Annotated in this window: 12 protein-coding genes; 1 reads left to right on the top strand and 11 read right to left on the bottom strand. The window is 25.5% G+C overall.

Translation table 11 applies throughout. The annotated features are described in order from the left end of the window. Positions 1-2: 2 nt before the first annotated feature. A complete protein-coding gene (locus ACH36K_RS05695; protein WP_411169987.1) occupies positions 3-377 on the bottom strand; it encodes a GntR family transcriptional regulator in 375 nt (124 codons plus the stop codon). A 357-nt stretch (positions 378-734) separates the two neighbouring features. Beyond that, positions 735-1193 (bottom strand): GNAT family N-acetyltransferase, encoded by a 459-nt coding sequence (locus ACH36K_RS05690; protein WP_411170657.1) that lies wholly within the window; start codon positions 1191-1193, stop codon positions 735-737. A 142-nt stretch (positions 1194-1335) separates the two neighbouring features. Between ACH36K_RS05690 and ACH36K_RS05685 the strand changes: the two genes are divergently transcribed. Then, entirely contained in the window at positions 1336-2334 is a 999-nt protein-coding gene (locus ACH36K_RS05685; protein WP_411169986.1) for a hypothetical protein, read from the top strand. Between the two features lie 99 nt (positions 2335-2433). On the opposite strand, the gene ACH36K_RS05680 is transcribed toward ACH36K_RS05685, so the two are convergent. From ACH36K_RS05680 to ACH36K_RS05640, 9 genes are all read right to left on the bottom strand, one after another. Then, positions 2434-2544, bottom strand: a complete 111-nt coding sequence (locus tag ACH36K_RS05680) for a MetS family NSS transporter small subunit (RefSeq protein ID WP_322379314.1) — start codon at positions 2542-2544, stop codon at positions 2434-2436. Between the two features lie 25 nt (positions 2545-2569). After that, complete coding sequence (locus ACH36K_RS05675) at positions 2570-4063, bottom strand: sodium-dependent transporter (RefSeq protein WP_411169985.1); 1494 nt, start codon at positions 4061-4063, stop codon at positions 2570-2572. A gap of 252 nt (positions 4064-4315) precedes the next feature. After that, complete coding sequence (locus ACH36K_RS05670) at positions 4316-4858, bottom strand: 2'-5' RNA ligase family protein (RefSeq protein ID WP_411169984.1); 543 nt, start codon at positions 4856-4858, stop codon at positions 4316-4318. A 62-nt stretch (positions 4859-4920) separates the two neighbouring features. Next, the gene (locus tag ACH36K_RS05665; RefSeq protein WP_411169983.1) at positions 4921-5550 is read right to left on the bottom strand and encodes a DUF488 family protein; all 630 of its coding nucleotides are present in this window, start codon (positions 5548-5550) and stop codon (positions 4921-4923) included. A gap of 12 nt (positions 5551-5562) precedes the next feature. Next, a complete protein-coding gene (locus ACH36K_RS05660; RefSeq protein WP_411169982.1) occupies positions 5563-8595 on the bottom strand; it encodes an SNF2-related protein in 3033 nt (1010 codons plus the stop codon). A 143-nt stretch (positions 8596-8738) separates the two neighbouring features. Further along, positions 8739-9992 (bottom strand): sensor histidine kinase, encoded by a 1254-nt coding sequence (locus ACH36K_RS05655; RefSeq protein ID WP_411169981.1) that lies wholly within the window; start codon positions 9990-9992, stop codon positions 8739-8741. Between the two features lie 13 nt (positions 9993-10005). Further along, positions 10006-10134, bottom strand: coding sequence for a hypothetical protein (locus tag ACH36K_RS05650; RefSeq protein WP_411169980.1), 129 nt, complete (start codon positions 10132-10134; stop codon positions 10006-10008). Beyond that, the gene (locus ACH36K_RS05645) at positions 10135-10707 is read right to left on the bottom strand and encodes an accessory gene regulator B family protein (RefSeq protein WP_411169979.1); all 573 of its coding nucleotides are present in this window, start codon (positions 10705-10707) and stop codon (positions 10135-10137) included. A 207-nt stretch (positions 10708-10914) separates the two neighbouring features. Next, complete coding sequence (locus ACH36K_RS05640; RefSeq protein WP_411169978.1) at positions 10915-11568, bottom strand: TIGR00266 family protein; 654 nt, start codon at positions 11566-11568, stop codon at positions 10915-10917. Between the last annotated feature and the right edge of the window lie 291 nt (positions 11569-11859).

Genomic DNA, 11859 nt, shown 5'->3' with positions numbered 1-11859 from the left:
ACTTACTCTCCTTCATATAGCAAATCTATAATTTTATAAATATCTTCTTTTTTTAGCTTTATAGTTCTTGCCGTTTGTATAATATCCTCTAATTTCTCTTCTATTTCTTTAAGTTTCTCTTCATATACAAGTTCCTTATTAAAATAAGAAACATAGCATCCCTTTCCCCCAACTGTTTCAATAAATCCTTGATTTTCAAGCTCTTCATAAGCTCTTTTAGTTGTAATAACACTTATGTTTAAATCCTTAGCTAGTGACCTTATAGAAGGTAATTTTTCATTTGGCTCTAATCCTCCACTTATGACTTCCTCTCTTATTGAATTTACTATCTGTTCATATATAGGAAGCTTAGATGAATTACTAATTATTATTTTCATTTCTTCACCTTTCAAACTGTATTTTCCGTATATGTATACTATATACAGTATATACATATAATGTCAACTGATTTTTTACATTTTTTTCTAATTTTTTTATATAATATATTTTTTAAAATCTATATTCTTTTGCATATTTATATAATAGATAATTTTTTATCTACTAAAATTCTTAAAAGAAGTAAAATCAAAGATTTACAAAGGGGGGCACATTTCGCGACACCCTTTTAAGATTAGACAGAACATTATAGCACCTACAATTAGTTCCTATTAACGCTTACAAAGGGGCTCACGTTTCATGAGCCCCTTTAAAATTAGATATAATAACTTGCTCTAAACAAATTATTTTCTTCATTTTTATTTTTTCTCCATCCTGATATTCTTCTCTACCATCCCCATGGCTTTATAAAATTCTATAGAAGTCTCATTAAAACTCCAAACTCCCAGTTCTAAAGTTTCTGCACCTTTACTCTTTACTAAGTCATATAAGTAATTAAAAAGGATTCTTCCTAATCCCTGTCTTCTGTAGTTTTCCTTTATACAAATTTCATCTATATAAGCAAAGAACTTGTCATTTAATAAATTCATATTTTTAAGTTCTACATATCTTGTTATGGTGTAACCTACTATCTTTTTATCTTTGGTAATTACTATAACCTCAACATTTTCATCATTTAATAATTCTTTAAAATATGACTTATATATGGTCTTACTGACTTCTTTATATATATCAGGTCTATTTTTAACATGAAATATGTGTAATTCTTTTGAAATGTTACTTATATATTTATAATCCGCTAATTTGGCATTTCTTATTTCTACCCCAAGTTTATCACCTCATGATATTTGTATTAAGAAGTTTAATAGATTGTTACATAGTTAAATCTATAGATTTAAGTAACAAATTTTATCATAATTCCTTATAATGATTATAAAATAATATATTAGGAGTTTATCAATGAATTTTAATGATGATGATTCAATTCTATATCCAGATGATTCTAGATTAAGACCTCCTCCACTTGGAAATTTAATTCCTGGCTTCCCAAGTTCCGGTCCTGGTTCCGGTCCTGCTAAAAGTTCTCCTTCCCAAGGACCTCAAGGTTCTCCATCTATGGGAAGCAATTTAAATGTAGGCCCACCACCAAACTTTACTCCATCTAAGACTAGTGCTGACGTAAAACACCTTAGCTCCGGTGGCCCTCAAACTAAAGCTGTAAGTCCTGGTTCTATTAGTTTTTGTTTGTTTAAATTCACATATATTTGGGAAACTAGTGGAAGAGAATACTGGTCATTTTTACTAAATGTAGATAGAAGAACTGTGTCTGGGTTACGTTGGTTTAGAGGAACTTGGGTGTTCTTTGGGCTAGACTTGAGAAGAATAGATTCATTTGTATGTTATAGAAGTGAATCAAATTGTGAATCAGGTTGTGAGTCAAATTCTAAATCTAAAAATAAAACCAAATCATTAAAAAGCCTAAGAAAGGAATATTCCCCTACAGGTATAAAAAATATTTACACAAGGTTATTAACTTCTGTAGAAGTTCCTGAAATAAAAGACGATTTTATAGTTAATTATTTAGGGGAAGTTGATGGTAACGAACTAACTGCTAAAATACCTTGTAAACAAAGAAGATCAACTAATTATAGGATAGTTCTTGAATTAACATACCCAGAAGAATTTAATAAACAATTGATAGATAAAATAAATCTATGTGCAATTGAAGCTTCAAATGAAGCATCAAGATATCTAGATGAATTTAGAGATAGTAAAGACTTTTTAACTCCTTTAGAAGTATTTAATTCTTCTACTAAGCAAATAGGTAAATCATTAAAAGTATTTTCTACAGAATTTACTGATAGAATTAAAAAATTAAAAATTCCTAGGGAAGTAACTAAAGAGATAAAATATACTATTATTGAAGAAAAAATAGAAGAACCTTGGAGAATACTATAACTGTATGATAAAAAAATATATTAAAGTTAAATATAAAAATTGAAGGGATAGAAATTAAATTTCTATCCCTTTAATCTTATCTATAATACATTATCAATATTAAACAACTTCTTTTCTTTCATTATAGATAGTTATTCCAAGAGTTAATATTAAACCTCCCCATAAAACAACTGCTCCTAATGCAAAAAATGATAATGCTACTCCTGTCATAATTAAAGCCCCCTTCAATTTATTTTTAATTTAAATTCTCTATATTTTTATTTCTCCATTTCTTTTTAGAAATTATTAAAGAAACTATTATTCCAAATCCTATTACACTCCAACCATAAGCAAATAATGCTGAAAGTGGATATCCTCCGTAAGGAGTTTTTATTTCTGTTAATATGCTTTGAACTAACATATATAATAATATAGTTGGCGTAACAAACTTAACACAAATATTCCACCATTTGCCTACCTTGAAATAAGAAATTTCATTTGTATGATTTCTTACTTTATCTGGAGTTGATATCCAACCTATTAATACAACTTCTAATAGACCTACTACAACAATTCCATAATTATTTATAAAATTGTCTACTATGTCAAGTAAATATAATCCTGCTCCAGTTGAATATATAATTCCAATTAAAAATCCGGCTATAGAAATTACAGCAACAACTTTATTTCTTGCCCACCCAAACTTATCTATAAACGGCGCAGAAACTGCTTCTATTAAAGAAACTGTTGATGTTATTCCTGCAAATACTAAGCAAACAAAGAATAATACACCTAAAATAGTTCCTAAAGTTCCCATTTCTCCAAACACAGCTGGAAAAACTACAAAAGCAAGCCCTACCCCACTTGAAACAACTTCATTCATAGGAACACCTTTCATATTAGCCATAAATCCTAATATTGAAAATACTGCAATTGCTGATAAAAATTCAAATCCACAGTTTGCAAAAGCTGTCATAAATGCACTATTGTTTATGTCAGTTTTTTCAGGTAAATAACTAGAATAAGTCATCATTATTCCCATTGCTAAGCTTAAAGAGAAAAATACTTGTCCATAAGCTGCTATCCAAACTTTTGGATCCATAACCTTTGACCAATCTGGAGTAAATAATGTATTTAATCCTAATGATGCTCCCTCTAGATTTACTGCTCTAATCGCTATTACAATCATTATTATTACAAGCATAGGTAAAAGTATTTTATTAGCTTTTTCAATTCCACCTTTTATTCCTTTATAGCAAATAAACCAATTTATAAACCATATTAATCCGATTCCAATTAATATTGGTAAAATGTATCCACCAAAATTAAAAGGTGAATCTGTAAGCTTTAAGAAATCAACATGGAAAAACTTATTTGTATCATTGCCCCAACCTTTATTAAAACTATACCTTAAATAATTTACAGCCCAACTTAAAATCATTGAATAATAAGTAAGAATTATAAATGCATTTATAGTTGGCCACCATCCAAGCCATTCCCACTTTCTTTTTACTTTTGCAATTGCAAGTGGAGTTGAGCCCTTATATTTATGTCCAAGTCCATATTCTAGTATTAATAATGGAATACCTGCTGTAAATATAGCAAAGAAATAAGGTATTAAAAATGCCCCGCCCCCATTTGTATATGCTATATAAGGAAATCTCCATATATTACCTAGACCTACTGCTGACCCAATTGCCGCTACAATAAATCCTAGTTTCGATCCCCACTGCTCTCTGTTTTCTTCCATAAAATCGCCCCCTCTGAAATCTTTATTTTTATCGCTTATTAACATTAAATATATGATATATTAAAATATTAATAAAATCAATATTTTCTTAATAAAATATTATAAATATTTACATAAATATTTTATATAGTTAATAATTTTAATACTTTTTTATTATTCTATCAAAATATCATTTTGAAAGTATATAAAAAATAAGCATCTATCAATATTAGATGCTTATTTCTAATTATTTTATATTTTTTTACATTTTTATTAATTACTTATATGATTTTCTATAATAAATTCTTTATGCAGCTTCCATGTATTATCTTCCCACTTATATATGCTCACATTATCAAAATAGCAATTAAAACTAAATGGGAACTTATTTACATACTCCCATACCTTATCATATATTTCTGGAACCTTCTTTGATGTTAAAGTAACATGAAAAACTTTATCTTTTCCATCTTTTTTATTAAATTCAATATAATCAAAATTATTTAATAGGTCTATTAGGTTGTTATGAAGAATTTTTCCTTTTCTAGACATATCAACATCCATATAAATAACTCTATTATCAAAATGATTATATCTATTCATTGAAAACTCTGCCTTTTCTTGATTTTTACAAAATTCACTTATAGCTTCTTCTAAATCTGTTATACTTTTATCGTACTCAAAAGGTGCTTTTATAGTAAAGTGTGCAGGAAGCTTTGATGATTTCGCCTTAAACTTTTGAAAAATATCCCTTCTCATTTCGTTATTAAAGTGACCAGCTTCTCCCTTTACTACACAAACTATAACATATCTCATAAAGATTTCTCTCCTTTCATAAAGCTCTTTGTTTGACTATATAATTAATGTTTTCGCTTAGATCAGCGCTTTTTCTCTACAGGTAAACATTCAATTCTATAACCAATTTCCTTGTTAGCCATTCTATATCCCTCATTTACCATCTCTTCTCTACTCATTTCATTTCCTAATAAAGCATCTATAGTTATTTGTGATCTACCTGGAAAGTATTTATCAAGTACTCTTTCATCAATGTAATCTTGATTTTTTATAGAATAATCATCCAAAATATGCATTACATTAAATCCAGCTTCTTTTAATGACCTTCCAACTAATATGCTTCTATGGCATCTTATTGGATCTTGCATTGCTCCAAGTAATGCAATTTTATATCCCTTGTTACAACCATCTTCTAGCCTTTCAACACCTTTTATAAAGTCTTCTTCATATATAACTTTTTCAAAGTCTGAATATCCTTCATTGTTATAAGAAACTTTATTTATTCTTTTTGCTGCAAGCTCTTTAGCCATATAAATATATATAAATCCTGCTTTAGTTAAGGTATATTTTATAGTTTCTTTGTCAAATTGAACATTATATTTAGAATAAGGTGTTCCTCTAATATCCACAACGCAATTAATATCATAATATCTTAGCATATCTATTAACTTTTCAACTGTATAGTTTGAATGTCCTATTGTATATATATCCATAGCTTATTTTTACTAACTAAATAGTTTTAATAACTCCTCTTCTGTTATTGTATTTAATGTTTCTCCACTTAATATATTTCCATCTATTATTTTGCTAATTAATTCTTTCTTTTCTTCTTGAAGCTTTATAATCTTTTCTTCAATAGTATCTTTAGATATAAGTTTTATTACTTCAACTACATTTTTTTGACCAAGCCTATGAGCTCTATCTGTCGCTTGATCTTGAACTGCTGGATTCCACCAAGGATCAAAATGAACAACAACACTAGCTGAAGTTAAATTTAATCCAACTCCACCAGCTTTTAAAGAAATTAAGAATATATTTTTATCTCTATTATTAAATTCATTAACTAAATTTATTCTTTCTTTTGCTTTAATACTTCCATCTAGATATAAAAAGCTAATATTATCCTCTTCTAATTTATTTCCTATCTTTTTCAATACAGATGTAAATTGTGAAAATATAATTATTTTTTTATTTGAGTCTATAGTTTCTTTTACAATTTCCTTAACTGCTTTTATCTTTGCACTTTCTTCTTTAAAATCATCAATTAATAAAGATGGATCTAAACAAAGCTGACGTAATTTTGTAAGATAAGATAATATAACAATTTTATTATCTTTAATTTTTTTATTTTCCTTAAGCTTCTTTTTAACTTCTTTCATATATGAATTATAAATTTGCTTTTGACTAAATGTCATTGGTATTAAGTACTCTTTTTCTATTTTATCTGGTAATTCATCTAATACATCTTCTTTTAATCGTCTTAGTATAAATGGAGAAATAAGTTCTTTAAGTTCTTTTAGACTTTCATCATCTCCATTTAAAAATCTATTCTTGAATCTTTCTTCATTATATAAATATCCAGGCATTATAAAATCAAATATTGACCATAATTCTAGCAAATTATTTTCTATTGGTGTTCCTGTTAAAGCCAATTTATAGTTGGCTTTTATAGATTTAACTAACTCTGTAATTTTAGATTTTTTATTTTTAATATTTTGTGCTTCATCAATTATACAAAAATCAAATTCTTTATCTTTGTACCATTCATAATCACTTCTTAAAGTTCCATACGTTGTTAGTAAAACATCATATTTTTTATAATCATCTTTAACTTTATTTCTTTCGTTAATACTTCCATGAATTATTCCTATTTTTAAACCATCTGCAAATTTTTCAAATTCATTTTTCCAATTGTACACAACAGAAGTTGGAGCTATAATTAAACTCTTTTTATTTTTGTTTGAAAGTAATAAAGTTATTGTTTGAATAGTTTTACCAAGTCCCATATCATCAGCTAATATTCCTCCAAAGCCTAAGCTTTCTATTGTTCTTAACCAATTATATCCCTTAATTTGATAATCTCTAAGATTAGCATTTAAGTCTTTTGGAAGCTCATAGCTTTTTTCTTTGCTCTTTAAATTATTTATTAATTCATTTATTTTTTCTTCTCCAGTTATAAATGGAATTGTTCTATTCTTTATTTTATTTTCTAAATGTAATAAGTTAAATTTATCCACATATATTTCTTTTTTATACACATCATTAAATAAATTTAGTTCTTCTATTGTTTTGAAAAACTCAACTACTTCCATGTCATTTAAATCTAAAAAATTATTTTCTTTAGTTTTATAAAAGGATTTTCCCTTTTTTATTTGTTCCATTATATCTACTATTTCGTTATAGTTTACTCCATCTATATTATAATTAAACTTATAATAATTATCTATTTCTTCAATTTCACTTAATATATTATTAGATTTTATAAGCTTTATTTCATCAAATTCATTAGATAAAGTAACTATTCCAATTTTATTCAACTTATTTATACCTTCACTAAGTAATATGTATTTATCTTCATCATTTCCTATAAATATAAATTTATCTTTATGTTTTATAAATTTATATCTTTCAAGTTCCATTTCTATTTTTTCTTTAGCTCTAGTATCCTTTAGCCCATTTAAGGCATTTGCATAATTTATATCAATACTACAATATATATTTTCATTTTCTTTTTCTATATAAAATCTTGGAGTATTAACTTTATTTATTTCATTTTTTACAGTTTCATCTATAATTATATCTTTTGAAATTTTACCTACTATAAATAATAATTTCTTTAAGTTACTTTCTGTATTTTTATAAATCAAACTATCTTTTTGAGCTAACTTATCATATATTGCTTTATAATATTTTAATTGTTTCTCTGTAGGTAAATATATTTTTTTATCATATATCCAAGCTTCTTTTTTATCATCAATAGGTATTGTACTTTTCTTTTGAGGTTTTAATATTAAAGTTTCGCCTTTTTTCTTTAATGTAAAGATTAAAGGCATATCCTCTTTGTGAATTATTGAATTATAGTTCATATAGTCATATGTTAAAACTATATTTTTATTATTATCTATTAACTCTAAAAAACTTCTAAGTTCATCTTTATATAATATAAAGTTTCTACTATCTATAATTCTACTTTTACTTTCTTTAAATCTCGCCTTTAAAAAATCTATTATTAAAATATCATTTTCATTAAACTTATTATTTTTATCAAATAAAAACTTACCTAATACTTCTACTACAATTGTATTTTCTTCTCCTGCTCTAAGCTCTAAATAATATTCTTCATTTTTATTTACTTTAACTTGCTTTATCTTTATATCTAATTTTAATATTTTCTTATTAATGTCATTTTTTTCTTCACTAATATTTTCTTGTTCTCTATTATTTAATATTGCATAATAAAATTTATACATAGTAGCTACTAAATGACTACAAATATAATTTTTCATTTGCTTACTATTTTCTTCAAATTGATTACAGCTACATTTAGTATCAATTATTTTATTATTAGAATCAAACTTTAAATGAGTACTATATTCATCTTTATTTTCTAAAACTCTTCCATATATATGATAAGTATCATTTATTTTTTTACTTATAACTTTAGAAATTAATCCTTTTTTTAACAACTCTATTCCATTTCTTTTTGAGATGCTAGAGCTTAAATTTAAAATAGAATTCATCATAACTTTTAAATTCATATGTATCACCTCTTCTCAAAATAATATTTATATCTGTACTTATCTTATATACTACTAAATATTATAAACATAAAAAAACCTATAGGGTAGATTTTTTATATCTACTCTATAGGTATATTACATTTATGTATTTTTGTTATTCACTAGTTAATACATAAAGGTATCTTTATTATAAAATTTGTTAACTCTCTACTACTTACTACATTAATACTTCCATTATGCTTATCAAGTATCTCTTTTACTATATATAAACCGAATCCGTTATCACCATTTTTATTTTTTTTAGTAGAAAATCCTTGTTCAAAAATTCTATCAATAATCTTTTTATCAATTTGAGGTCCGTTATTCTGTACACTTATTACAACATGATTATAGTTATAATAACTTTTAATCATTAATAATCCACTTCCCTTTAATGCTTCAACGGAATTTCTTACTATATTAGAAATAACCCTTTGTACTTCAATCTCACTTATATTTGTATCTTCTAATTTAGCTTTTTCATCTATTAGAACGTCTACATCTTTTAAATCAATAGCATTAACTATTTGAGATATAATAGAATCTTCACTACTTAAAACTTTAACTTGTGTTGAAATATTATTCCCGGCTATTATACCTTTTAATAACTCTCCGAGTTTTTCATAATTCCCCATAAGATATGCACCATATAAATATGAAATCTGAGAGCCATGGTCATGCTTTATTTTTTTTAGTTCATTAATTTTCTTTTCTAACTCTTTATTTAAACTATTTATCTCTTTAGATTTCTTTTCTATGCTTGCAAAGTATAAAGTAATGAAAATAATAAATACACCTAATAATATAAATATTATTTCTTTAAAAATTGGGTTGTCTTTATCATTAAAAATATATGAAAATGACATTATAAAGTCTAATGATACTGTCATTATTATTAAGGTAAGTATAGATGAAATTCTTGATTTAATACTTAAACATACCTTGTAAATAAAATTCATATTTTTTAACAAAAAATATGAGACAATAATTTGAGGTAAATACATAATTGCTAAGTTAGCATATGTACTACTAATACTTGTATTATTAATAATTAATATAAATACAATAAAACATATAATTGCATTTATACCAATAACAGAATATATTATACTAAATCCAATTATTGCCAATAATTTATTAGCTTTATAAGAAATAACTACTAAAAATAATAATACTATATGAATTGTTATTATTGATAAACTAGAGTTTCCCATTATAAAAGTAATTAACATAGTTACTAAGGATATTAATGTTATTAATATAAGTATTTGCAATTTACTTTTTTTATACTTTTTATCAACACAATAATCTGCTGCAATAACAACCATAATGCTTTGAATAAGTGTATTTATAATATCTAAAAACCCCACATACATATTTCAAGTCCCTCTATCTTAATTTTTTAATTGATTCTGGCATTTCTTCTATTCCTACACCAAATATAGATGCTGGACCTACATTTATTAAAACTGCTGCTAAGAATAATGTACATGCTCCTAAATATTTCTTTATTTTCATCTACTTCACCTCCTTATTACTTTTATATTTATTAAACATTAATATAGCTTGTACTAAAATTGTCCAAACTATTATTTGGGAAGTCCATATAACTCTAAACATAATAATTGATAATAAAGATAGTATTACAATAATTGTAATACCAATTCTTCTATTCTTTTTGATAAGATCTTCCCTTGTAATAGGCATTCTATCATCTATTACTGGTGCTTTATTATAAACAGAAAATATACTTATTAAATTTAATATAATACAACTTAAAAGACTTAATTTATTATTTTCAAATAAAAATATTATTGACGTTACCAATATTAATGTAGCAATAAAACATTTTACTTGCGTATCTTCATGATATCCACCAATAAAAGGTTTTGTAATTGACATTATAAAAACTATAAGTAAGCTTTCTTTGAAATATCCTAATGCAGAAAATATGGATATTATTAGTAAAATTTTTACAAATTCATATACTATAATCTTTAAAGCGTATTTAGATTGCTCTATTTGCTCATTACTATAATTATTATATTCTCCTAAATTTTCAACGCATCTATATATTAACTTTTCTACCATTTTAATTACCTTTTACCTTAATTTTACTTTGTAACTCATATTATACAATATATCTATATTTTATTCTACATTTTTCACTTACAATTTTTAAAAATAGAGCTTTTTTTAACAATGCTATTTCATTTCTTTTAAATATACTATAGATTAAATTTAATATAGAATTCTATATGCGCATTATGCTCATCTTTGTTTTCCAAAACTCTTATATCATTTGGAGGGTTGTTGCATAGCTGCAGGGTTCCTTGTTTGTATCCATAACTCTCCTGGCCCCTCAAATTTACAAACTAATCCTTCTCCACCAGCTATAGAACTAAATACTCCAGACATAAACTCAACACTATACTTCATTCTACTATCCCAAAGCACCATATGATTGCTATCTACTACATAATTTTCACCAACACCAAGTTCTTTTTTTATAATAGCCCCATAAGAACTAATTGCTAAAGTACCCCTTCCTGATGCCTGCATTTGAATTAAACCTTCCCCTGAGAACATTCCAGAAATACCACCTGATTTAGTACTTACATCAATTCCAGATGTTGATGCTAAGAATGTTGATCTCCCTAACCTATAACTTATACTTTCATCCATTTCTATTAATTTTATATCTCCTAAAAATTGAGGAGCTAATATAAGCTCTCCATCTTCTTTTGCCTTGAACTTTTGTATAAATAAGCCTTCTCCTGAAAACATTCTTCCTAATGTTTTTCCAAGTCCTCCACTTTTAGCTTTAACATCAAATACAGGACTCATTGAAACCATAGCACCAGATTCAACTATGAACTCTTCTCCTTTAACTGCATTTATCTTTACAACTTTATTGCTATCACTACACAGTAATTCAAATTTATTTTCCATAAATATTCTCCTTTATATAAAAATTTTTAAGCTTTTTATTATTGGTTAATTGCAATATGAAACATCTCTTTAACATACAAGGCTAACAATATAATATTTTAAAAATATTACTCTATCTCCCCATATATTACATTATATATATTATCGCCTTGAATCTATGTAAAATAACGTCTTTTTTATGCATATTTTATTCGACATATTTTTATTTATTAATATTTTTACTCTTTAGAAGATAACTTTAATAACTAAACATCTTACAATAGTTATACACAATAAATATAGAAATATAAT

The sequence above is a fragment of the Clostridium sp. MB05 genome (assembly GCF_046581255.1).
Taxonomy (GTDB): Bacteria; Bacillota; Clostridia; order Clostridiales; family Clostridiaceae; genus Clostridium.
Note: the sequence above shows the minus strand (reverse complement) of the source record. Positions and strands in the feature narration are given on the sequence as shown.

Excerpts from the sequence above, each read along its gene's own strand:
- ACH36K_RS05695 (WP_411169987.1), bottom strand. The coding sequence starts at position 377 with ATGAAAATAATAATTAGTAATTCATCTAAGCTTCCTATATATGAACAG.
- ACH36K_RS05685 (WP_411169986.1), top strand. The coding sequence starts at position 1,336 with ATGAATTTTAATGATGATGATTCAATTCTATATCCAGATGATTCTAGA.
- ACH36K_RS05680 (WP_322379314.1), bottom strand. The coding sequence starts at position 2,544 with ATGACAGGAGTAGCATTATCATTTTTTGCATTAGGAGCAGTTGTTTTA.
- ACH36K_RS05675 (WP_411169985.1), bottom strand. The coding sequence starts at position 4,063 with ATGGAAGAAAACAGAGAGCAGTGGGGATCGAAACTAGGATTTATTGTA.
- ACH36K_RS05670 (WP_411169984.1), bottom strand. The coding sequence starts at position 4,858 with ATGAGATATGTTATAGTTTGTGTAGTAAAGGGAGAAGCTGGTCACTTT.
- ACH36K_RS05665 (WP_411169983.1), bottom strand. The coding sequence starts at position 5,550 with ATGGATATATATACAATAGGACATTCAAACTATACAGTTGAAAAGTTA.
- ACH36K_RS05660 (WP_411169982.1), bottom strand. The coding sequence starts at position 8,595 with ATGAATTTAAAAGTTATGATGAATTCTATTTTAAATTTAAGCTCTAGC.
- ACH36K_RS05655 (WP_411169981.1), bottom strand. The coding sequence starts at position 9,992 with ATGTATGTGGGGTTTTTAGATATTATAAATACACTTATTCAAAGCATT.
- ACH36K_RS05650 (WP_411169980.1), bottom strand. The coding sequence starts at position 10,134 with ATGAAAATAAAGAAATATTTAGGAGCATGTACATTATTCTTAGCAGCA.
- ACH36K_RS05645 (WP_411169979.1), bottom strand. The coding sequence starts at position 10,707 with ATGGTAGAAAAGTTAATATATAGATGCGTTGAAAATTTAGGAGAATAT.
- ACH36K_RS05640 (WP_411169978.1), bottom strand. The coding sequence starts at position 11,568 with ATGGAAAATAAATTTGAATTACTGTGTAGTGATAGCAATAAAGTTGTA.